Here is a 22490-nt window from a genome sequence, read left to right as displayed (position 1 = left end):
AAAGAAAAAAAACACCACTTATGCTGAAAAGTGGTGTTTCTTGTGTTTTCTCCGTGCATAGAGGATCGCACCAATCAAACTGACGAGTGAAATCAATGCGAGAATTCTGATATAAGGCGGATAGTAGGTTAGCACAATCTCGTTTTTTCCTTTTTCTATTGGAAAACCAATAAACGTGTAGTTGGCTTGTTCAATATCGGTTTTGTGTCCGTTCACCGTGAGCTCCCAGCCTTTTTCATATGGAACAGGCAGAATCATATAATCATCGCCGCGCTTGTTCTCATATGAAATCGTAAAGCGGTTATTTTTAAGTTTCACCTGCTGGCTGCCATCATCCAGTTTTTCTTTTTCATATGCTTTCTCTAGGACGCGGTAAGGTTCATGATACAGCTTCAGTTGATTGAGCTCATATGTCCCTTTTGGTACTCGAATGGAGAGGATTTTTTCCGCAGGGACCCGAATCGTCACTTCATTGACGCCAGTTTTGTAGATGGATGTATTGCTTTTTCGTGATGTGACATAGTCGTCAACGGATAACTGAAATCCTTCGTTACGATCTGTCCGTTTCACATAAAAGCTCACATACACATCCCCAGCGCGAGCGATGTCATCTGGTAGTGTGATATTCAGACCGCCCATTTCTCCGTATACATCAAGCACGCCATGTTCGTATACAGCTTGTTCCGTATGGATATTCGTATCTTTGACTCGATCTTGCGCACGCTCGATTTCAGCGTTTCCTTTTTTGTTTAAAATGATGCCTTGCAGCATCGCATGCTCTCTATCAAGTGCTGAGGCATTCTTTAATGATTGTTCTGAATAAATGGTGCTCGTTGTTCTTGCAAATGGCAGTGACCGTGTATTTTCATATACCTCATAATGCTCACTTTTCAAGATTGGCTTAAAATAAGCTGGCGGTGAGTAAGGCATCATACTGTTTCTCATATAATACTTCCCGTAGGTCAGACTGTATAAATTCGCCCTATCCCCCATTGTTGCATACCGGCTGACACTTTCCCGCCCCATATCGATTTGCAGGTCATTCCAGTAGAAATTGAGCAAATGCTGATTCAATATACTTGAATACACACTCATGCCCTGGAAGCCTTCAAATAATGGGGTATTGTTTCGCACGCCATTCATCCAATCAATCCGAGCGAGCGGGTCTTTTGAAGAGCGGCTTTGAATCTGCTGAATGAGCTTCATTTGCTCATGTCCAGCATATGCCTCACTATTCAGATACGTATCTGATACGCTCTTTATATTGCTTCTTTCAGATAAGTAGCCCTGCTGATACACGCCTGCTGTCATTAGGCTGACAACGATGAGCACTGCAGAAAAGAGACGAAGATGCTGACGTTTTTCCGCATGCATCCATAGGAAGAACAAGCTAATGACAAGCAGTCCTATACCTGTAAACACAACGACATCCATGTTTCCCTTTGCTCGTTCTGAAAGGGCGACTGCAAGAAGGAACACGATCCAAGCGCCTAAGACCGCACGCTTTTTCCACTTCCACTCGATTTGCGAGAAATGCTTGATCGTGATGGCAACGACCGCTCCAACTGTAAAGGCAAGAATGTATTCAAACCTGTACTGTGGTGCTGAAAAACCATTAAATACACTCGCTATCTTCGGGCTAAAGTGAAAAATAATGAGCAGGATACTGATCGATGTGAACATGAAAAACCATCTGTTCCGGTAAAGCGGAACGAGGAACATACAAATGAGAAAGATCACAGGTAATAAATACACCCTGCTCGTAAACAGCAGATGATCATGCAGCTCGAACCAAGGAATCGCCTGTTCATACGGCGGTCTTATATTGTTAAGAAAGCCATAAACAGACGGGATAAAAAAGGCGGCACTAATCCCAAAGGATAACAGTGTAGAGATCGCAAGGGTCCAAAACACCTTCCACCCGCGCTCCTCACTTCGCAGCTTGATCATATATCTGAAGACAAGATAGATCGCTAAAAAGATAAAGTGAATATAAGCAAAGTAAAAATTGTTGATCAGCATGAGACTGCAAGCCGCAATAAACCAAGCCGGCTTACCTGTTTTGAAAATCCGCTCCACCCCAAGTACAAGTAGCGGAAGCCACATCATGCTGTCGGTGAAAAATTCCCAAAACGTTTGATGCCGGAAATATACAATAGATAGTCCATAAATTGCGGCACCTGTCAGGGCACCTAGTCTATTTTGAACCATTGAAAGAAGCACACGGTAAGCGATGAAAAGAATAAGCGTCAGCTTGATCACACTCAGCCAAATCACGGCATTTGCCCAGAAATGAATATCCGTTGACTGTATGAGATGAAGCGTATTCATCAGCCAGACGACAGCGACTGTCACCATAAAAACCGTCGACGTTGTGAAATAATACCCTAATTGCGTGTATGTACCGCCGCCTAGACCGAATTGATAGGAATAAAAGAAATTCCCTTTGACATATTCATCGTAAAGCAGCTTTTTAAAAGGGAGCATTTGTGAGATCCCGTCTCCATCTCCTGTCATGTACCGGCCTTGCGTATATTCATATAAGAAAAAGGAGTGGCCTAATAATGCAAGAATGAGGCACATTCCAATGATTATCCATCTACGTTTCATCATCTAAATCCTTTCCACAAAAGATCCATTGTTCTTTGAAACAAAACAACCCAGCAAGCGATACGTGCTTGCCGGTTATTTGACTCCACGTTATTTAAATAACTGTGTTAACACTCGGTCTTGTTCCTTAGAGCTTGTCTCTTGCTGCATGACATTTGATTCTTGGATCAAATAATGCGGCCTCTTTTTCGTTTCATAATAAATGCGGCCAATATATTCTCCAATCACACCTAGACTCAAAAGCTGGACACCTCCGAGGAAAAGTACAGCCGATATTAAAGTGAAATAACCAGGTACCATCACGCCCGTTCTGACGATTTGAATAAAGGTGGCCACGATGTAAATCAAAGAAAGGAATAAGATCAGTATGCCAGTATAAAAACAAATACGCAGCGGGCGGTTGTTAAAAGAAATGACGCCATCTATGCCGTAGTTAAACAACTTCTTTAGTGACCATTTTGTATCACCATGCTGTCTTTCTACATTTTCATAATAGATCACTTTTTCTTCAAACCCAATCCAGCAAAAAAGCCCTTTTGAAAAACGATTTCCTTCTTTTAGCTGAAGCAATGCATCGATTGCTTGGCGAGAAATTAAACGGAAATCTCCGACACCATCACGCAAGTCCACTTCGACTACCTTGTTCATCACTTTATAGTACATGGATGATAAGTAAGAGCGAAGCTTGCTGTCTCCTTTACGGTTCCGTTTGGCAATGACTTGGTGGTAGCCTTCTTCATATCCTCTGACGAAGTCTTGAATCAAATACGTTGGGTGCTGCAAGTCGGCGTCCATGATGATCGCAGCCACTCCCTTCGCATATTCAAGTCCTGCCAGAATAGCGGCTTCCTTCCCAAAGTTACGTGAGAAGGAAATGTATTTGACCTTTGCACTTTTGCGAGAGAGCTCTCTCATGTATTGAAGTGTATTGTCTTTGCTTCCATCATTCACAAAAATGATTTCAAAGTCATAATGAAAATCGCGAAACTCTTCCTCGAGTGCCTCAAAGATTCGTCTGATGTTTTCACCTTCATTGTAAGAAGGAATTATAACAGAGAGCAATTCTCGTTCCATATCGCACCTTCTCTTCACTTTTTTCACATAGTCTGATATGTTCATTATTCCTTTTTTGTCAGGAAACGAAACCCTTTTTTATTATCCATAAATTACATGTCTCTTTAATCGTTCCATTATATCAAAGTTTTATTTCCAGTGATTTTCAGCAAGATGAATTTAATGTAATTTTAAGTTTAACCATTGTAAAAAGCCTGTAATTCCGATCACAGACTGGGTATTGCATCATAAAATTGTTTGCTTCTTTATATATTTTCCTATTTATTGAAAAAGATGAGAGGGCCCTTCTTTTAATGAAGTAACCCTTTATTCTGCCCTTGTAGATGATCGTTTGCCTTTGATTGTTTATTTTGGAATAAATGCAGCTGCGCACCGTAGCTCTCAATCCATTCTTGGACAATCCGTTCAGTTGTGTCCTGTCCTTTATACTTGTGGCCAGCCTTTGCATAGGTCGTTTCAAAATCACTCCAAAGCAACTCTACCCATGTACGCGCTTCGTCATATGTCAGCATATTATTTTTTTCCATTAGTTGTTCTGTTAATCGCTCAAAGTATTGTTCCATATCGGTTCCTCCTTCATCTAGCAGAAAGTGCCTTTTTAAAAAAACCTCTTTTTTCATATACTACCCTTACGTCTTCAAAAGACGCAAATGATTTGTATTGTTTGGAGGGAATCGATATGCGTAATAAAGCAAAAGGCTTTCCAAATCAAGTGAATCACAAATTTGAAGGCGAGCCAGGCGCCACAGATGCTTATGCGTCTAAAAGGCCGAATGGTGAGACGAATACACGTCCACAGGAACGAATGAGGGCATCAGGGAAACGCTAATTTTTCCAAAGGGAGTGCTTGAGATATGAGTTCAAATGGGAAATCGTATATGGAAGACTTTGTTCAATTAAGGACAACCGCTTACCCTACACCATGGGCGAATGCAAAGCATTCTGCCTCTCAGGTCAATGGAGAAACGCAGCAATCGCAGCACGACATCGTACTTCAGAACAACGTCCGTAAACAACGTTCGAAGTAAAGAAAAGGACTGATCTCTCGGATCAGTCCTTTTTCGTCAGCATTGAAATCGGCAGGGCATCTTCTTTATTTGGAGCTGATAGTCTATATCCCCACGCAAATACACCATTTAAATATTCCACATAAAACGCTTCGTCTGTATCTTTAATTTGATAGGTCGTTTTGGTTTGAATCAAGGCTGGATCTACTAAGTAGGCTTTGGCCATATCGATTTTCCGTTCTAAGACGGCATATTCATTCACAATGCCAAGCTGCTCAGCCTTTCGTGCTTTTTCAGAAAGAGAGGCAATCTCTTGCTTCAATTCGTATTCCGTCATCTCACTATAACGTTTGTCCATCTGTCATTCCCCTTTGTCTAAAACGTGATCAATTGTGTCGAGATCAAAGCCTTTTCTGAATAAAAATTGCTTCACCTTCATCTTCTTTTCAAATGATCCGTCGTATCCTACCTTGCGTTTTGCCTTCTCCATCATATAAAGGAGTGCTTCTTCTTCCTTTTCCTCTTCTTGTCCATCATAGGCTTCTTGAAGGGCTTTATCAATGATCTCAAACGAAAATCCCTTTCGTTGCAGCTGCAGTTTGATGCGCTGCTCGATTTCTTTTGTGGAACGATTTTTTTCTTTTCTCACAAGCTTCTGAACCTGCTTCACAGCCTCCTCCAGCTGTAAGTCATCAGGATATTGCGATAGTGCTTGTTCAATGTGGTCATCCTCTATTCCTTTGAGCTTTAGCTCTTTTATCAGAACGGATGGCCCTTTGCTGTTCGTTTTACGGTGAGTACTGACATAAGCTTCTGCAAATTCGAGATCATTTACATACTTGTAATGCTTTAATTTGTGTATAATTTCACTAATGGCAGGTGCCGGGATTTCTTTTTTCGTCAAATAATCGGTGACTTCTTTCACTGATCTCATTCGGTAGGATAAATAATCGACGGCCTGCTGAAATCCTTTTTTGACAGCATCACCGAATTGAATGTCAATGATATCGGCTTCGTCCAGTTCTTTTCCTTTTTTCAAATCGTGCTGGACGAGCACATCTAGATCCACGCTAAAGGCGTACTTTTCATCAAGAAAGATGTTCACCCGCTCTGTATTGTTTTTCTGAGCGGAGATTTTTGTAATATAGGGCATCCTGTAATCACTCCTTTTTTCAAACAGTCAGGATGTTTCTTCTGATTCAAAATCGTGAAAGATATAGGTATGTATATGAGAGGAGAGATGTCAATTGAATATCGCCATCACCGGAGGAACCGGTTTTATCGGGCAGCACGTCATGAAAGTGCTCGCTGCTGAAGGACATCATCTATATATTTTAACAAGAAATGCAAAGGAATCCGAACAAAATCATTTACACTATGTGCAGTGGCTGACAGAAGGTGCTGCGCCTGAGCATGAATTGCCTGCGATTGATGTCTGGATTAACCTTGCTGGAAAATCCATTTTCACCCGCTGGACAGACAAGGCAAAAGAAGGCATTCTCTCTAGCCGTATTCAATCCACACAAGAAGTGAGACGCATTATAGAAGCGCATGAATCGAAACCTTCTGTGCTCATTCAAGCAAGTGCTGTCGGCATTTATGGCACGTCTCTAACAGGAGATTTTACAGAGGAATCACCTCCTGCGGATACTGATTTCTTAAGTCATACATCTAAACTTTGGGAAGCTGAGGGGCAAAAGATTGAAGCACTCGGCATTCGTACGGTCTACACACGCTTCGGCGTCGTATTAGGAGAAAAAGGGACACTGCCACTGATGACACTGCCATATAAACTATTTGCGGGCGGAACGATTGGCTCCGGCTCGCAATGGGTTTCATGGGTTCATGTCGAAGATGTAGCACACCTCATTGCTTATGCCATACACAATGTCGACATCTCAGGTCCACTCAATGTCACATCACCGAATCCTGTTCAAATGAAGCAGCTCGGACAAACGATTGCATCTGCCCTTCACCGCCCTCACTGGCTGAAGGTCCCATCCTTTGTCATTCGAACGGCACTTGGCGAAATGTCATTACTTGTTTTAGAAGGTCAGCGTGCGCTGCCGAAGAAGGCATTGCTTTCTTCTTATGACTTTTTGCATCCTGAATTAAAAGAAGCGATTTTGCATTCAAAGGAATAAATGTTGTCAAAAACACCCATCCTATTAAAAATGAGATGAGGGGGCGATTTTGATGAAGAAAAAAGAACACCAGCCAACTTCAAAGCTGAAGAAAACCCAGGAAGTCCTGTATCAGCAAGAATTCAAAAAAGCGGAAAGAGCAGCAGAAAAAAGAAACAAATAAGATGGATATTCCACTCCAACAAGCACATAACTAAAGTGATCTTGTAAAGGAGGGAAAGGCTTTGAAAAAAGACCAACACCAAAAAACCAACCAAGAGCTTGCAGCACAAGAATCGGATGGCGAATATGTTGAATTTTCCAAAGAACTTGCAGATCCGAATGACGTAAAAGCAATGGCACGTATGAAAGCAGCCGACCAGCGCGCCAAAAAACAATAAGTAAAAAAGCAGACCCTACAGCGGTCTGCTTTTCTTTTATTTAATTTCTGTAAGAAGACTTGATGCTTTCTGACGTGATTTTTCCTCAGGCACCTCTTCTGGATAACCAATATGAAGGATGGCAGCAAATCGCTCGTTTTCCTTTAAGCCCATGTCCTGTTGAAAGGCTTTGTCGTATAAGATGCGGCCGCTCTTCCAGACCATACCGATTCCTTGATCCCAAGCAAGCAGCTGGAAGTTTTGAATGAGTGCGCTCACAGCGGCAAAATCATCATTTCTCACCACTGGGTTCTCGTCTTCTTTTAACACCACAAGTAAAAGGGCTGGAACTTTTGAAAAGTAATCTCTATATTGATTGATCTTTTCTTCCTTTGCATCTGGGTTGTTGCGCTTGAAGAACGCAATGAAGCGTTCAACAAATGTTGCTTTCGCTTCATCCGTCACCGCATATAGAAAGCGCCACGGCTCCGTGATTTTATGATTCGGTGCATAGACTGCATCCTCTAATAACGGCTGAAGCTGCTCGATGGTCACCGGCGTTTCTTTAAATTTCCGAATGGATCGTCTATATCTGACAGCGTCTCGTACCGTTAACGCTTCTGTTTTTTGTTTGATTTCTGGCATATGTGTCATCCTTTCAATCAATCTTAATTGAAATTGATTCTCATTCACATTATAAACATCATTTCGTACAGTTGCAAATGGTGTTTCCCCTCCCGTCTGCTAAAAAGTTGTTTGAGTTTTTCAAGTAATGTTACAATCATATTACGTTTTAAACAAATTTTGATAAAAAAACCAAGATGATGAAATGATTTCAGGTATTCCCATTTTGTCTAATTCGTTTTTTTGTCAAAAGGCTTTCAACCCATGATTGGAAGGGAGGCTTCTGGATGGAATGAAAATCAATATCGGGCAAATCATTAAGCTCTACCGGTATAAACAAAATATGACCCAATCTGAATTGGCAGAAGGAATTTGTTCTGTCTCTCATTTAAGTAAAATCGAAAATGGCTCAAAGGAGGCCAATCAAGATACGATCAATTTACTGCTAGAACGACTTGGCATCAGTCAAGAAACGCTGTCACAAAAGGCGCGTCATCTGCTGTCACTCTTGGATGAGTTTCAAATGAATATGTATTTCTATGCACTCGATCAAGCTGAACAAAATGCAGAAATGATCATTCAGCATGAGGAACAGTTCTTTTCGCTCGATTTAGGCATTCAGTATCATTTGTCCTTATTTCAATTTTATTTATTATCGGACAAGCAGCCGCTTGCCTTAAAAACACACCGCGTGCTTAAAAAGTTTGAAAAAACCTTTATTGAAACGGAAAAAGAGATATTTGAATATCTAGATGGCATTCATCTTATTCAAAATGGTCAGCTTGAAGAAGGCATAAAGAAACTTGAGAGCTGCTTTTCTTACGCGTCTGTTGAACAAAGTGACCTGTATTATCACTATGCAAAAGCACTTGGAAACATGGGACAACTTGGTGATGCGCTTGAAGCAACCCATCAAGCGATGGATTTATATAGACAAAAGAACAATTTCAAACGGATTATTCACTGCACACTCATTCATGGCGTGATCTCACTGGAACTAAAAGCCTTTCAAACGGCGAAGAAATATTTAAAAGAAGTGATTTTGCACACATCCCTTTATCCTGATGCCTATATTAAAATGACCGCTTATTTTTATTACGGCGTGCTCTTAAAACGGGAAGGTGATTTCTCTTCAGCTGTGCCATATTTACTAGATTCACTCAATTACTTTAATCAAGAACAGATAGAAGACCGTTATTGTGAAACTCTTTATGAAATTGCGACATTATATGCTGAATACGACCGCAAAAAGGCACTTCCCTACATACATGAGCTGTTAAAACAGCCTCGTATTCAGCCAAACTGTTTATATATGATCAAAATCTATAAATTGATGATTGAGGAAAATCCTCTTGATTTGAAAACCTATTTGATCGAAGCAGCCCTACCTTACTTTAAACACAATGAGCTACACAGTGAGTACTTGTTTGCTCTTAGAACTTTGCTTTCCTATGCGGCTTCTGAACTTGATGAGCATGCGTTTATGTCCTACACGAGAACGCTACTTCAACATCTTGCATCATACGTCCCCTATTACAAAAAAGCATGACCTTCTGCCGATCGAAGGTCATGCTTTTCTTATTCATTAAATGGTCTTCTGTTGATCTGTATCAGGACGGGTGACTTGTTTGACTGAATGAACATACCGTTTTTTCGCAAAGTAATCGTACGCATGCTGACCAAAGCCTAACCAGATGCTGAGTACAATGAATGGGATCGTTCCCCATAATGCAGGGATATTGCAAGCAATTTTCAGCAATGTATAGATCCCTGAGTTTTTTTGGTTTTTGGCTAATGCAATTGACACGATTCGCTTTTCTGCCTTTTCTTCACTTATTTTGTTCAGTTTGAGCAGCTGCGAGTGTCGAAAGGATTCGAAATGAATACGGTTCTTCCAGTCGAGAGCTTTCAACAAGTCCATCGCTTTTGCACATGAAGGGCTTTGCCCGTCATAAAACACAAGCAGTCTAAGTGATTTGATGGAACGCTGTTCTCTTTTTTTCGATTCAGCGAGCTTCTTTTTTTCTTGATCGAGATAAATGATTTTTTTCATAGATTGATCGCCAGCCCTTTTCCGTCATTTGTTTTTTAGTTCGTTCAAAGGAGATTACAACTAGATTACTATAGTTGCTGGGCCTCTTGTATTGGGAAAAAGCAAACCAACGTGCGTTATATGAGCCTTTAGATAAGGGCAAAATTGAGGTTTTCATGGCACATATGAGGTTTTTCAACTAAAAATGGTTGGGAAAATCGTGATGCGTTGCGGTTTTCTGCGGTTTTCGGTAGAATTCTGCGGTTTTTCTACATCTTTATGCGGTGTTTTGTAGGTGAGACGCAAAAACAAGATAAAAAAAGACTACTTCCCGTTGCGGCGAAGTAGTCTTTTGGTTTATATTTTTTCCAAAACTTCTACTATTTCTTTCTCAATATCTTTCCATAAGTAACGATCTGTCGTATAGTGATGTGCGGCTTCTTTCGCAAATACTTGAAAAGCTTCCTCAAAATTAGGTGCATCCTTGTCTGGTTTTTTCTCATCAACAAAGCGCTGTGCATCAGTTGAGCGTGGTCCCCACTTACCTACTTCATTTCCGTCCTGATCAATGATCACGATAATCGGAATCGATCTTGCGGTCCCGTTCGTTAAATACTGATCCATCAGATCTAGATGCTCGTCCCGAATGAAATAGCGCGAATCAATGAGTGCTTCACTTGCGATACGCATGAAAATTGGTACATTGACCATCGCATCTCCACACCAGTCCGCTGTAATGACAAGCGCTCTGAGCTTTTTCTTTTGCAACTTTTGAAGCAACTCTTTTTCTTTTTGATGAATTGCGTACTGGTTGTACACCGTGAGTAAATTTTCTCGATTTTTCTCCATGTTGTGTACATATGTACGTTCAGTTAATCCCTTTTTAAACCATTCATTTAATGTCATATTTACATCCCCCTTACTCTTCAACTTTACCACTTTTGCTATTCTTTTGTCTAAAAAAACCTTCACCTAGTGAAAGGTAAAGGTTTTTGATCTATGGACGCCGGTTGCGATTTGGGTCCATCCCAATCAGCTTGGTGACAAGCACCATTGTGACAGGTAATGATGTATTCTTTTTATACGCTAAATATTTTCCGCGCCATTCAGGTTTATATTTCTGTTTAAACGAGCGTAATCCGCTGAAGCTGTACATAAATCTGACGTTGTTGAAAATAACACTCGCCAAACGCTCCGTGAGAAAGGACTGATGAAATGTTCCTACATTTGATAGAGGCGCCATTCCCATGTTAAAGGATTTGTAGCCTTTTTCTTTCGCCCATTGAAAAAGGTGGATAAACAGCGCATCCATCATCCCGTTCGGTGCATCATGCATATGACGCATCAGGTCGATGGATATCTCCCCTTCTTGATACATCGGCATAAGTGACACAAAAGAAATGATCTCCCCTTGTTCATCCTTCAGGATCGCAATTGGTGCTTTTTGAAGATAATCTTCTTGAAAATAGCCGAGCGAAAATCCTTTTTCTTTTTTCTTTCCGAGCCAGCTATCAGAAATCTGTTTTAACGTTGAGATGAACTCGTCTGAAAAAGGCGGTTCCAGCATGTCAAACGTATAGCCTTCTCGTTCAAACTTATTGGCCACAGCCCGTAAATTTGATTTTTTCTTACCGGAGAGAGAGAACGTTTCTAAATCGACCATGGCTTCTTCTCCAAGCTTAAAGAAATGAAAGCCTAAGTCATGGTAGAGCGCCATCCCTTCCCGTTCTACTTGATAAAAAGCGACGCGATAGCCTGCTTTTTCTGTCTGCTGTAAAAACTCTTCTAGCACAAGTGGATAGGATGCTTTACGCCCAGAAGGATCTCCGAGCACAATGACGCAGCGGCCAATGCGCCCAAATTGAAGCATCGCCTCTCCATCACTTGAGAAAAATAATTTTTTATCGCCTAAAAAGCCAAGATGACTAAGGGCATTGCCACCCTTTTCTTCTAAAAATGTTTTTAATTTTTCCTCATCTGCTTTTTCTCCAATCGGAAATGCTTTTTTATTAAAAATCAATTTACTAATGAAGAAGAAAAGCGGTACACCGATGAGCGCAATCATGCTTGTCATTGTGATATGCCGTTCATTATGCACAAGGTAATCCTTACTCAAGAAATGCCCAATTTTGGTCCAAATAAAGTTGCCGATGACATTATAGTTAAATAGCACGAGTAAATAACCAGCGGCAGCCGCCACAAACTGATACAACGAATAAGGGGCCTGCTGCTTCACAAATTGATTTCGAAGAGAGAAAAATACAGCCATGATGACTGGCAATATAAAGATCAGACTCAGGTTAAATCCTTTTAACAAAGTAAACACAAAGCCGCCTGCTAGGGCGATCATTGTTAGCACGTACGATCTTTTCGTTCGTTTATACACTTCAATGGACAAAACCATCAGGATAATGCCGAACATTAAAGAAAGACCATTAAAACCTGATAACAAAAAGCGTGGAATACTCGTAATCACGCCTAATCGATCGACAGGAAGGACAACAGACGCCATAATAAGCAAGCCGCTTCCGAAGGTTAAAATTGATAGTGATCCGTACAATAAACGGATTAATAAAGCACGGTGCAACACAATTAAGACGTTCGTTGTTTCTACGGCTGGTGCCATTCTCGGATTGCCTTCAAGACGTCTAAGCGTCGTTCCCGTTAAATCGTAAGCAGCTAGACAAAGCCCTAGGATAAACGGGAAGATCGAGTACACGAAGCGGTACAAAACGAGCGCAGTCAGTACCATCTCTTTATCAAACCCAATGTACTGCATGCTCAGTAAAAAGATAAGATCAAAAGAACCAAATCCGCCCGGAACCATACTGATTAAACCGCCAATTGACGCAATCGCAAATATACCTAAAACAATCCGAACATCGACATTCATCCCCATAGAGACCACAGCCATATACATAACGAGACCAGCTGCCAGCCATTCTAAAAACGATGCACCGATGTAAGCGTAAATCGGATGCTTCAGTCCGCTTTCACCGCCCTCAATCGAGCTTTTTCGAATGGATGCCATAATAATGTAAATGGGCACGATACAGGCAAAGATAATCACAAAGGCCCATAGCCACGGCTCTTGGCTGATAATACTTTCAACAGGAAGCACCCTCACCAAGATCAGGTCGCTGAAAATAGATAAGCCCAAAAGGACAGAGGAGGTCAAAAGGGCAATGCCTTTGAGTAGTTTTTTCGTGTCGGTTATGTACTCCTTGTATAGAAGTGTTCTAAGCCCTGCTCCTGATAAACCACCGAACCCAAGGACACTGTTGAAGGAGTTCGCAATCCAAGAAATGCGAATCGTTTTCCAGCCGCTAATCGGCATATTCAGGCTTTTTCGTAAAATAAAATCATATAAGGACATAGATAACACTGCGACAAGACCAAGAAAGACAAGAATAAACAAGTCCATTCGATTCAAGCTGTCAATGATATAAAACGTTTTTTTAATGGAAAGGCCGCTCAGTTCCTTCTTGGCGACAAAAATTAAGACAAGGATAATCACGATCGGAAAAAGCATTTTTAAGATCGTCATACCCGTTTTTTTGTTCCACATGTTTTTCCCAACTTTCTAAGTTGCTTCATTTATTTCGACTGACCATTATTATACAACAAATACCACTTGATTCATGCAGTTTAACATTCAAAAGCTTGACGAATCTTTCAATTAGAAGTAAAAATCAGTAATATAGAGAAAAGAGCCGCTTAAAGGAAGTGAACAAGCGTGGAATATAATATTCATGACACCACCGTATTAAAAGAAGAGATTCTATCTCCAGAGGAAAAAAAGACATGGGTGCTTTATATGAAAGTACTCACAGCTGCAGGTCTTGGAGATGTGTCAGAATGGATGAAGCTCGATATGAGTATGCCTCAAATGAAGGTGCTCATGCTGCTCAATAACCATGGCTCTCTCAAGGTATCCGAAATCGCTGAAAAAATGGGCGCTTCTTTGTCCAATATGACAGGTCTGCTTGACCGGTTAGAACAATCTAAATTTGTTGAACGAAAGCACTCTGAGCGTGACCGGAGAATCATTGTCGTCGAACTAACTGAAGAAGCGAAAAATATTTTCAGAAGCATTTATCAAAAAGGACACGAAAAAATCAAAAACTCCCTGCAACGGCTCAATGACGGGGAAAAAGAAAAAGTCAACGAAGGGCTGGCTATTTTAGAAAAAGCACTGCGTCCTGAACGCGGCTAAACATGTAAAGAAAAAAAGACGGTCACTTGAGATCCGTCTTTTTTAGTTCTTCTTCTACTTGTTTATCTGAGAGGATGAAGGTTTTTTGAAGAACGACTCTGTCATCCCATAAAAGATAGGCTAACCCGATGATGAGAAATAGAATGCTGATCCACGTACCGCCAGGCAGCACCTCTTCTAGAAGTTGAAAATTATTTACATCTTCATCAAAGCTCATTCCAGAATAATGAAGCTCGAAAAGAACATATTTTGCTAAATAAAACAATGCTGCCATACAAATAAACATGGCGCCGACAATTCTTCTCCCAGACATGTGTTTACTCCTTTAATTCCATTGATTTCTTTTGATTAATTCCGTGATATGGGCAAGGTGATGCGTTGAGTGCCAGACGTACATTCCTGTTGCGTCATATAAGGACACCGTTTGTTGATCGGCTGGGTGATAATAAGACGCTGTGAAGTCTTCCGCTGTCATCCCTCTAAGTAATGTCACCCACCTGCGATGCAGACTGCTGATGAAGGGCAGTGATAGGCTGATAGGTGCTTTGCTATCTGGAAGCTCGGCGAATCCCGCCTGATCATATGGACGGATGTGCGGTGTTTCTTCTGTGAGCGCAAGCTTGAATCGTAAGTAGGCATTTAGATGACTGTCTGCTACGTGATGAATGAGCTGACGGACGGTCCATCCTCCAGTCCGATAGGGTGTATCCAGCTGAGCATCTGTCAATTGATTGGTGACCGCTTCATATTGTTGTGGAATCTCAGCTAACTGATCAATCCATGCCTCTAGCTGTTCCTTTGTTTTATTTTCAACCGGTCCATATAAGCCAATCGGGTATTGTAATGACGTCATACACTCCCCCCTTTCTCAAATCCTTCTAGTACAAATTTACCTATCATCTTTCCTTTTTCAAGGGTTTGATGTGCCTGCTTTAAATGAGCGGCATTGATCGGACTGAGAATCTTTGTTAACGTATGCGTCAATGACCCCTGTTCAAATAACTCAGCAGCTTCTGTTAAAAGCTCATGCTGTTTGATCATGTCCGCTGTTTTGTACATAGGGCGTGTGAACATAAACTCCCATACAAATGCAGCACTTTTATTTTTGAGTAATTGAATGTCTAAGTTGTGCTGATTCTCGACAATGGTACAGATCGTTCCTTGCGGTTTGATCGCTTCTGCCATGCCTTTGAAATGTCCGTCTGTATCATTTAGACATAAAATGAAATCCACTTCTCCTATTCCTTTTTCCTGAAGCTGCGCAAGAAGCGGCTCATGATGATCAATGATATGATCAGCACCTAATGACAGACACCACTCTTTTGTTTCAGGTCTTGATGCGGTGGCAATCACAGTGGCATTTGCTAATTTGGCTAGTTGGATGGCGATAGAACCTACTCCGCCTGCACCGCCGATAATGAGCAATGTGGCCCCTTCTGCATTTCGCTTCATATGCATCCGTTCAAATAACGCTTCATATGCCGTAATCGTTGTCAGAGGCATCGCGGCTGCTTCTGCAAATGAGAGATTAGCAGGCTTTTTTGCCACTATCCGTTCATCCACAAGCTGATACTCACTATTTGAACCTTGACGCGTGATATCTCCCGCATAATACACATGATCACCTGGCTGAAATAAAGTACACGCTTCGCCGACTTCAACAACCGTACCACTTGCATCATAGCCAAGAATTTTCAGTTTTTCTTCCTTCTGATCCTTCGGTGATCTCACCTTCATATCCACTGGATTCACTGACACAGCTTCAACCTTCACCAGTATATCCCTGCCCGCTGCTTTAGGTTTTTCAACTTCCTGATCCACCAAGCTTTGCTCATGCTCGATCGGTAAGTACTCCAATAGTCCAACAGCTTTCACTCGCTTGCACTCCCTTTCTCTATGCTTCTTTTCCACATTTTATCATAATTTTCTGATGTTTATAGGTAATCAAACGAGTGAATGCACATTAAGAACTCTTCAAAGCCTTTCGCTCCCTAGCTATATAAGAAGGGCGTGCCTTTTGCCATGAAGGAACATAAGAGAACCAGCTTTTGGATTTAAAGAATAGCTGAACGTAATAAAACTGGATGTGTTGCAGGAAAACAATGATGTAGAAAAAAGTAATGAAGAAGAGGTTAGACATATCTGCTATCCCCTGTATCCATTCGTTGATAAAAAACACCACAAAACTGATCATCATCAGCTGTTCAAGCCTTTGTGCGATCTCGGTCAAGACATGTCCTCGTTTCGATAGATCACCAGACTGGTGCTTTCTGACCTTTCTCGATTTATAAAACCAAATGATACTTTCGGCTAAGTTATGAGTAATAAAAAGGGCAATGAGCGTAATGAATAAAAGAGATGGGCGATAAAAGAATGGGATCAAAAATGGGATGACAAGAAAATAAATGGCAACACATGCGTGTCTCACTGCTAAGAGAAATAGTTCTTTTTCTATGTATGGTTTCATCTGTTTCACCTCCATATGTACTACGTCTGATCTACCAAAAAGTTCCCTCTGCCTATCAAAGAAGGATGCCAAAAAGGCATCCTTCCTGAATCATATTTAAAAAGCAGCGCTTAGTACGACAGGTCCTTGCGGCAGCTTGTTATCCTTTTTTGGTTCAAGAGTGACTGCCACGGTATCCCATGATTCGCTCGCTTCTTTTTCAGATAACGCATAGGTGACGGTTCCTTCTCCTTTGTTATCTGTTTTAAAGGCACCAGCTGGTATCGGCTGATCGCCTTTAATGAGCCACACTTGATAAACAGCAGATGAATCAAGCTGATCCTTTAATCCATCTGCACTCACAACCAACTCTTTTTTGCCGTTATGTTCAATCACTGAGAAAGCACCCGTTGTTTTTGGTGATGCGGCTGATGCCAGTGATTTTGTCGCTACAACCCTGACAGGTTCTTCCGCCTGTTCTTTTCCATTCGATAAGAAATACACGTTTCCAGCTGCTGAAATGAGAAGCAGTGCGGCAACGAGCGGCAAGAGCCATTGATTTCGTTTCTTTTGTAGTGGTTTGATCTCGTTTTGTTCACGTGCTGCCTTGAACTCTTTCCTATGGCTATTCTTTTCTTCGACTGTCTCTTCCTCAAACACCTTGGATAAAATACGGTCTTTCATCCCTGCCGGAGGTGTTTGGTCAACTGCTAGAAATGGAATGTCAGACATGAGCGATGTCAATTCTTCAAGCTCTTCTTTGCAAGCTGAGCAGTTCTTGAGGTGCTCTTCAAATTGTGCTTTTTCTTCTCCTTGGATATGTCCGTTGAAATAATCAATCACTTGATGTTTACACTGAGTCATGCCTCTTCCTCCTTTCCTCCGCGAGACAGTCTCGTCCGTAAGTGCTTCAATGACAATCGAACCCTTCCCTTCACCGTTCCAATGGGGATGCCTAGCTTTTCAGCAATACTTTTTTGTGTCATTCCTTTAAAATAGACATCTTCTATGATGGTTTGCTGTTCTTTTGACAATGTAGATACTGCTTCACGTATAATTTGTTTTTCCTCGTTCCATTCGACTTCCTTTGATACATCTTCTTGATGATCGGCTAAATATTCAATATGCTCATCTTCTAGTGCCGTTTCGTTCCTGTTCTTTCTTAGGAGATCAATGGCTGTGTTGCGTGACATCATGAATAACCACGAGGAGAATTTACCTTTATCCGTATGATATTCTCCTATCCCGCGCCAGAGCTTGATAAAGACTTCTTGAAGCACTTCCTCCGCAAGCTCACGGCTTCCAGTCATTTTATAAATAAACGAATATAACACACGTTCATAGCGATCATATAGCACTTCAAGCGAAGGCTTGTGACGATCAATTTTGATCTTGTGATACAGCTCAGAATCTTTCAGTGTATCCATGGTCATCTCCTTCCTTTTTCATGAGAAAGAGCATGCTGCCATTCATCATGAAATCCTTCACGTATTGCTTATCACTTGATTTACTGAAATAAGCCTACTTTGTACTTTACTCTTTTTTCAAGGAGAAAAAAAGAGCGCCGAAAAAGGAAGTGTGCTCCTCATGAGAATGTACTTACTTTACGAAAAGAAACGTCATTTGGATCATTTATTTCCAAAAAGTCAAGAATCCATGTGTTTCCAATCATTGTCCAGTTGATTCTAGCAAACTCTCGTCCCCATCACAATGTAAATGAAGTAGAACGCATTTTTTCAACATGTCATAATAGAAGGTAACGAATTGAATTGGAGTGTCTTACATGATGTTGACGATCGTTCTTTTTTTATTAGCAGGAATAGCAGAAATTGGCGGCGGCTATCTCGTGTGGCTTTGGCTGCGTGAAGCAAAACCTATTAGCTTGGGGATCGCCGGCAGCCTCATCCTCGTCGCTTATGGGGTCATTCCTACCTTCCAGCAGTTCCCGACGTTCGGACGGGTTTATGCGGCCTATGGCGGTGTGTTTGTGGTTCTTGCTGTGTTTTGGGGCTGGTGGGTCGATCGAAAAACGCCTGATCTCTACGACTGGATGGGTGCTTTGATCTGTTTAGCCGGGGTCAGTGTGATGTTATTTGCACCTCGCCATTCATAGCCTCATATAAAAAGTGCTGCCACATATGGGCAGCACTTTTTATGAGATTATTTTTTAACGAGCACCAACCGTTTGTAATTCTTTGTTTTTCTCTTTAAAGCGTTCGTTATGAGAAGAAACATACGCCACTTTTTCGGCTTCTGGTTCGATGTAAAGCTTCGCGCTATTGAGCGCATTGACTCCGTCAACAAATGTCCCAGCAATTAAACGAACTTTGCTTTTATGTGTACATAAATCGCCTACCGCATAGACGCCCGGTAAATTGGTCTCCATTTTTTCATTGACCTCGATGAGTCCCCATTCACCTTGCTTGAGGCCCCATTCTGATAGCACGCTCAAATCACCTTTCATGCCGTGATTGACGATGACAGCGTCTGTTTCTATTCGTTCGATTTCACCTGTCTCTAAATGTTGAATCGTGACCGCATCAATTTTGTCACCTTGACCATGAAGGTCGGTCAGTTCATGCGGGGTTAAAATTCGTGCGCAAGATGCCTTCATGTTGGCGACGTTTTTCTCATGTCCACCAAACATGTCACGGCGATGCACGACGGTGACACTTTCTGCAATTGGAACAAGGGCATTTGCCCAGTCAACCGCTGAGTCGCCGCCTCCTGAGATGACCACTCGTTTTCCTGCAAATGTCTTAAGCTCCTGCACTGTGTAATAAAGGTTTGTCACTTCATAACGGTCTGCATGCTCTATTTCAAGTTTCCGCTGGACAGGAATGCCGTGGCCCATCGCTAAAATGAGGGTCTTCGTCAAATGGCGATCACCATTTTCAGCCGTCAGCAAAATGTTCTGATGTTCATCTCGTTTGAATGACGTGATTTTTTGATTCAGTGCGATCTCTGGTTCAAATGTTTTCGCCTGCGTTTCCAGCTGCTGAATCAACTGTTCGCCTCTTGTTGGCGGCAAACCGCCTACATCCCAAATGACTTTTTCAGGATACAGTAGGATTTTTCCGCCAAGGCTTTCATTATACTCAAGTACCTTCGTCTTTAAATCCCGCATCCCACTATAAAAGGCAGTGTACATACCTGCTGGACCGCCGCCAATAATGGTGACGTCAAACAATTCAAGTTGTTCTGTCATTTGAGTCCCTCCAGTTTTTCATCGATTGATCTATTTAAGTGATATTGATTCTCATTATCATATATACCTATTGTAGTCTACTCTGGCGAAGGGAATCAATAGCTTTCTGCAAAAAAGAACAGGACGAGCGCTTTCTCGTCCTGTCATCCATCACACAATCGTTAATCCAAGGTCTTTTAATTCCAGTGAAACAAGTCTTGCAATCGCATCTGCTCCTTCTTTTGTAAAGTGCGTGCGATCCTCTATGCCTGTTGACAACATAAAGTAAGAAGTCGTTTTCTCTATGCCGGAAATTTGATAAAACTGAAGGCTTGCCGTATTTAAATCGACAAGAAGGACTTCTTCTTCATCAGCTAGTTCTTTCATAGCGGCACAGTAATCAGGGAAATCGTTGATATATTCTCCGTCTTTTTCATGAAAGCGACCGACTGGCGTTAATAAAAGCGGTGTAGCACCTTTCGCTCTTGCTCCGTGAATATATTGTGACAAATAACTTTTATATGTCGTAAAAGGATCTGTATGCCGCTCAGGCTTCTCCGTTGAAGCATCATTGTGCCCCATTTGGGTGAACAGCCAATCCCCAGGCTGAATGTCAGCCAATATTTTATCAAGCCGTCCTTCTTCAATGAATGTTTTTGAGCTTCTTCCACCGATTGCGCGGTTGTCGACGCTCACGTCTTGCGCTGTATAGCGATGTAAAAACTCTCCCCATCCTCCTTGAACAGGACGATCTGGGTAAGATGCAACAGTTGAATCACCAGCTAAATAGATGGTTGTCATGTTCATACGCCCCCTTGTTCATATAGCCACTCTTATAAGCGATGCGGACATCCTAGTGGCTGCTGAAAAGATATGAAACAATCAGCATCGCTACTTCATTGATTCTCTTTTTGATGATGAAAACCCTGCTTACCGGTCGATGTGAACACGTTAAATATGCGGCGGAAGTTCTACTTTTGCCTCAACAGCTTGCTTTAACGCCTGAAGCATGTAGCCAATTCCCTTATATGGAGCTAGGGGATAAATCGCTATCTGATGAGGAAGTAATAAAGGATCGATCACCTTTCGATATTTCTTTCCACCTAGTATCACTAGTTCATCATATGCAGTGAGATGTTTTTCATGAAATTGCTCACTTAGTCCTTCACGTGTTATCTGATCAGCATGCGGTATACCAAAAGCCACATCATAATTCTCATGAATGATTTCATCTGCCTTTAAGAATCCATGCTTCGCTGATATGATCAGCCAGTCTGAAAAGAACGTTTGGGCATAACTTTTCGTACGCTGATGCAGCGGACTTAAATAAACAAGGTTCGCCGGCTGGCTCCCTGATTCTGGCTGAACGTCCCAAATTTTCTTCGCCCCACATGGAATGATACAAACTCGCTTCACTTAATTTTCTCCTTCCTTCGTCGATACATTTGATACAACATACAACCTAGCACTGTGCCGAGTGTATTTAAGAGAATATCATCAATATCGCTGCTTCTTGTAATCATACCAGATTGCGAGAACACCCATTGAAGCACTTCAATCATTGTTGATAAGAAAAAGCCAGCAAGAATCGCTTTTTGCCAGCGCAAGGTTCTGAATGCTTGATAGAGGAAAAAACCAAGTGGCACAAATAACAAAATGTTCCCTGCCAAATTTAAAAAAACAAGATTGGGATAGCCGTGATGATAGGCATGGAGATTTTGATAAATGGACTGCAAAGGCATGAGGTTGACACTCACTTGATCCCTTGGTGCGGAAAATCGATTTGGAAAGACCGTCAAATATAATAAAACATTCGTATAAATAAACAGACAGGCAAGAACGATTTCAGTTCGTAAATAGATAAATCGTTTTTGCTTTTTCGCTTGTCTGTATCTCATATGTAAATAGAGCGGGACGAGCAAGAGAAAATAAGTCATGGAAAACATCGCACTGAATGTCATACGGAGAGCTGCCCCTTTCTCGCATAATGCTTGACCCTATTTACAGCTTATTCAGGCCTGCCCGCATCTATTCATCACTTATTCTCCTATTCAATGACGAGAAACCCATATTGACAAATCGTCATTTTTTAGATAAACTGACTGACATTCAGTCATTTAAGGTCGGTGATGATATGTCGAAACGAGAAAAGATTATGCTTGCTGCCATTGACGCGTTTAAAGAAAAAGGAATCGAAAAAACAACCATTTCGGATATTGTGAAAGCAGCAGGAGTCGCGCAAGGAACGTACTATTTATATTTTCCTTCAAAACTGTCTGTCATGCCTGCTATTGCAGAACATCTGATCTCGCAGATGGTGCCTGCCATTGAAAAGGAACTCACTCAGCATGCGGATGTCCTCGATCAAGCAGATGCACTTGTTGAATTCATCTTCTCTTTTACAAGACAATACCGTGACGTCCTTGCTCTGACCTACTCAGGTTTAGCTGCGACGGAGCATTTAAAGGAATGGGAAGATATTTATGAGCCGATTTACAACTGGGTCGCTGCTTTTTTAGAAAAAGCAAAGCAGGACAAAAGGGTCCGTGCGAATTTGAACTGTCAATATGCAGCCAAATTCATTATCGGTTTACTTGAATCGTCTGCTGAGCAAATGTACTTATTTACAGAAACAGATACAGAAGAGGTTCTAATTCAAAAGCGAGAGGTGAAGCAATTTCTTCTTTACGCACTTGGCATAGAGACATCTTAACTTAGTACAGCACTTGCTGTACGCTCTTTTTTGGTTTCAAAATGACGAATCGTCAGTTTTAAGTTTTAGGAGGAAATA

28 protein-coding genes are annotated in these 22490 nt (G+C 41.5%); 9 read left to right on the top strand and 19 right to left on the bottom strand.

Going from position 1 to position 22490, the window contains the following annotated elements; genetic code table 11:
- Positions 1-18: 18 nt before the first annotated feature.
- From GPS65_RS14015 to GPS65_RS14005, 3 genes are all read right to left on the bottom strand, one after another.
- Positions 19-2613: a YfhO family protein gene (locus tag GPS65_RS14015; RefSeq protein WP_161985445.1), complete on the bottom strand. Its 2595-nt coding sequence runs from the start codon at positions 2611-2613 to the stop codon at positions 19-21.
- 87 nt (positions 2614-2700) lie between these two features.
- The gene (locus tag GPS65_RS14010; protein ID WP_003217835.1) at positions 2701-3684 is read right to left on the bottom strand and encodes a glycosyltransferase family 2 protein; all 984 of its coding nucleotides are present in this window, start codon (positions 3682-3684) and stop codon (positions 2701-2703) included.
- A gap of 290 nt (positions 3685-3974) precedes the next feature.
- A complete protein-coding gene (locus GPS65_RS14005; protein ID WP_012009323.1) occupies positions 3975-4247 on the bottom strand; it encodes a YfhJ family protein in 273 nt (90 codons plus the stop codon).
- 116 nt (positions 4248-4363) lie between these two features.
- Here GPS65_RS14005 and GPS65_RS14000 point away from each other — a divergent pair, with 116 nt between their 5' ends.
- Positions 4364-4513: a small, acid-soluble spore protein K gene (locus GPS65_RS14000; protein ID WP_003217849.1), complete on the top strand. Its 150-nt coding sequence runs from the start codon at positions 4364-4366 to the stop codon at positions 4511-4513.
- 25 nt (positions 4514-4538) lie between these two features.
- Complete coding sequence (locus GPS65_RS13995) at positions 4539-4712, top strand: YpzG family protein (RefSeq protein WP_012009322.1); 174 nt, start codon at positions 4539-4541, stop codon at positions 4710-4712.
- Positions 4713-4734: 22 nt separating this feature from the next.
- Here GPS65_RS13995 and GPS65_RS13990 read toward each other — a convergent pair whose 3' ends face one another.
- Together GPS65_RS13990 and recX are read right to left on the bottom strand one after the other, a co-directional pair.
- Positions 4735-5049 carry a YfhH family protein gene (locus tag GPS65_RS13990; RefSeq protein ID WP_088001663.1) on the bottom strand — a complete coding sequence of 105 codons (315 nt, stop codon included), beginning with the start codon at positions 5047-5049 and terminating at the stop codon, positions 4735-4737.
- Between the two features lie 3 nt (positions 5050-5052).
- Positions 5053-5844 carry a recombination regulator RecX gene (recX, locus tag GPS65_RS13985; protein ID WP_161985444.1) on the bottom strand — a complete coding sequence of 264 codons (792 nt, stop codon included), beginning with the start codon at positions 5842-5844 and terminating at the stop codon, positions 5053-5055.
- A gap of 94 nt (positions 5845-5938) precedes the next feature.
- Here recX and GPS65_RS13980 point away from each other — a divergent pair, with 94 nt between their 5' ends.
- The 3 genes from GPS65_RS13980 (at position 5939) to GPS65_RS13970 (ending at position 7215) form a co-directional block, all read left to right on the top strand.
- Positions 5939-6835 carry a TIGR01777 family oxidoreductase gene (locus GPS65_RS13980; RefSeq protein ID WP_161985443.1) on the top strand — a complete coding sequence of 299 codons (897 nt, stop codon included), beginning with the start codon at positions 5939-5941 and terminating at the stop codon, positions 6833-6835.
- Between the two features lie 52 nt (positions 6836-6887).
- Positions 6888-6998, top strand: a complete 111-nt coding sequence (locus tag GPS65_RS13975) for a YfhE family protein (RefSeq protein WP_017358836.1) — start codon at positions 6888-6890, stop codon at positions 6996-6998.
- A gap of 61 nt (positions 6999-7059) precedes the next feature.
- Entirely contained in the window at positions 7060-7215 is a 156-nt protein-coding gene (locus tag GPS65_RS13970; RefSeq protein WP_161985442.1) for a YfhD family protein, read from the top strand.
- A gap of 36 nt (positions 7216-7251) precedes the next feature.
- On the opposite strand, the gene GPS65_RS13965 is transcribed toward GPS65_RS13970, so the two are convergent.
- A complete protein-coding gene (locus GPS65_RS13965) occupies positions 7252-7839 on the bottom strand; it encodes a nitroreductase family protein (protein WP_202914152.1) in 588 nt (195 codons plus the stop codon).
- 271 nt (positions 7840-8110) lie between these two features.
- Here GPS65_RS13965 and GPS65_RS13960 point away from each other — a divergent pair, with 271 nt between their 5' ends.
- Complete coding sequence (locus tag GPS65_RS13960) at positions 8111-9367, top strand: transcriptional regulator (protein WP_012009315.1); 1257 nt, start codon at positions 8111-8113, stop codon at positions 9365-9367.
- Between the two features lie 36 nt (positions 9368-9403).
- Here the strand turns inward: GPS65_RS13960 and GPS65_RS13955 are convergent, their stop codons facing one another.
- The 3 genes from GPS65_RS13955 to mprF form a co-directional block, all read right to left on the bottom strand.
- A complete protein-coding gene (locus GPS65_RS13955) occupies positions 9404-9871 on the bottom strand; it encodes a thiol-disulfide oxidoreductase DCC family protein (RefSeq protein ID WP_012009314.1) in 468 nt (155 codons plus the stop codon).
- Between the two features lie 336 nt (positions 9872-10207).
- Positions 10208-10756, bottom strand: coding sequence for a thioredoxin family protein (locus tag GPS65_RS13950; protein WP_012009313.1), 549 nt, complete (start codon positions 10754-10756; stop codon positions 10208-10210).
- 91 nt (positions 10757-10847) lie between these two features.
- Complete coding sequence (mprF, locus tag GPS65_RS13945) at positions 10848-13418, bottom strand: bifunctional lysylphosphatidylglycerol flippase/synthetase MprF (protein ID WP_012009312.1); 2571 nt, start codon at positions 13416-13418, stop codon at positions 10848-10850.
- Between the two features lie 168 nt (positions 13419-13586).
- Between mprF and GPS65_RS13940 the strand changes: the two genes are divergently transcribed.
- The gene (locus GPS65_RS13940) at positions 13587-14066 is read left to right on the top strand and encodes a MarR family transcriptional regulator (RefSeq protein ID WP_012009311.1); all 480 of its coding nucleotides are present in this window, start codon (positions 13587-13589) and stop codon (positions 14064-14066) included.
- Positions 14067-14088: 22 nt separating this feature from the next.
- On the opposite strand, the gene GPS65_RS13935 is transcribed toward GPS65_RS13940, so the two are convergent.
- The 6 genes from GPS65_RS13935 to GPS65_RS13910 all read right to left on the bottom strand — a co-directional run bounded on the left by GPS65_RS13935 (position 14089) and on the right by GPS65_RS13910 (position 17939).
- Positions 14089-14379, bottom strand: coding sequence for a hypothetical protein (locus GPS65_RS13935; protein WP_119124597.1), 291 nt, complete (start codon positions 14377-14379; stop codon positions 14089-14091).
- 12 nt (positions 14380-14391) lie between these two features.
- Positions 14392-14919, bottom strand: a complete 528-nt coding sequence (locus GPS65_RS13930; protein ID WP_012009309.1) for a YfiT family bacillithiol transferase — start codon at positions 14917-14919, stop codon at positions 14392-14394.
- Positions 14916-15941 carry a zinc-binding alcohol dehydrogenase family protein gene (locus tag GPS65_RS13925; RefSeq protein ID WP_119124596.1) on the bottom strand — a complete coding sequence of 342 codons (1026 nt, stop codon included), beginning with the start codon at positions 15939-15941 and terminating at the stop codon, positions 14916-14918. Before GPS65_RS13925 ends, GPS65_RS13930 begins: the two co-directional genes overlap by 4 nt.
- A gap of 88 nt (positions 15942-16029) precedes the next feature.
- Positions 16030-16533, bottom strand: coding sequence for a hypothetical protein (locus GPS65_RS13920; protein ID WP_119125677.1), 504 nt, complete (start codon positions 16531-16533; stop codon positions 16030-16032).
- A gap of 96 nt (positions 16534-16629) precedes the next feature.
- Positions 16630-17376 carry an anti-sigma factor gene (locus GPS65_RS13915; protein ID WP_161985440.1) on the bottom strand — a complete coding sequence of 249 codons (747 nt, stop codon included), beginning with the start codon at positions 17374-17376 and terminating at the stop codon, positions 16630-16632.
- Positions 17373-17939 carry an RNA polymerase sigma factor gene (locus GPS65_RS13910; protein WP_012009305.1) on the bottom strand — a complete coding sequence of 189 codons (567 nt, stop codon included), beginning with the start codon at positions 17937-17939 and terminating at the stop codon, positions 17373-17375. The genes GPS65_RS13915 and GPS65_RS13910 overlap by 4 nt, the downstream gene beginning before the upstream one ends.
- A gap of 356 nt (positions 17940-18295) precedes the next feature.
- Between GPS65_RS13910 and GPS65_RS13905 the strand changes: the two genes are divergently transcribed.
- Positions 18296-18625, top strand: a complete 330-nt coding sequence (locus GPS65_RS13905) for a YnfA family protein (RefSeq protein WP_144457463.1) — start codon at positions 18296-18298, stop codon at positions 18623-18625.
- A 54-nt stretch (positions 18626-18679) separates the two neighbouring features.
- On the opposite strand, the gene GPS65_RS13900 is transcribed toward GPS65_RS13905, so the two are convergent.
- The 4 genes from GPS65_RS13900 to GPS65_RS13885 all read right to left on the bottom strand — a co-directional run bounded on the left by GPS65_RS13900 (position 18680) and on the right by GPS65_RS13885 (position 21660).
- Positions 18680-19720 carry an NAD(P)/FAD-dependent oxidoreductase gene (locus GPS65_RS13900; protein ID WP_144459726.1) on the bottom strand — a complete coding sequence of 347 codons (1041 nt, stop codon included), beginning with the start codon at positions 19718-19720 and terminating at the stop codon, positions 18680-18682.
- Positions 19721-19870: 150 nt separating this feature from the next.
- Complete coding sequence (locus GPS65_RS13895) at positions 19871-20500, bottom strand: rhamnogalacturonan acetylesterase (protein WP_012009302.1); 630 nt, start codon at positions 20498-20500, stop codon at positions 19871-19873.
- Between the two features lie 150 nt (positions 20501-20650).
- On the bottom strand, positions 20651-21115 hold the full coding sequence (locus GPS65_RS13890; RefSeq protein ID WP_144457459.1) for a DUF6884 domain-containing protein: 465 nt from the start codon (positions 21113-21115) through the stop codon (positions 20651-20653).
- The gene (locus GPS65_RS13885; protein ID WP_144457457.1) at positions 21112-21660 is read right to left on the bottom strand and encodes a VanZ family protein; all 549 of its coding nucleotides are present in this window, start codon (positions 21658-21660) and stop codon (positions 21112-21114) included. Before GPS65_RS13885 ends, GPS65_RS13890 begins: the two co-directional genes overlap by 4 nt.
- 173 nt (positions 21661-21833) lie before the next feature.
- On the opposite strand from GPS65_RS13885, the gene GPS65_RS13880 reads away from it, so the two are divergent.
- Positions 21834-22412 (top strand): TetR/AcrR family transcriptional regulator, encoded by a 579-nt coding sequence (locus GPS65_RS13880; protein WP_041816172.1) that lies wholly within the window; start codon positions 21834-21836, stop codon positions 22410-22412.
- The last annotated feature ends 78 nt before the right edge of the window (positions 22413-22490 follow it).

The organism is Bacillus pumilus, from assembly GCF_009937765.1.
GTDB lineage: Bacteria > Bacillota > Bacilli > Bacillales > Bacillaceae > Bacillus > Bacillus pumilus_O.
The sequence above is the reverse complement of the archived record's forward strand: the minus strand, read 5'-3'. Positions and strand labels throughout refer to the sequence as shown.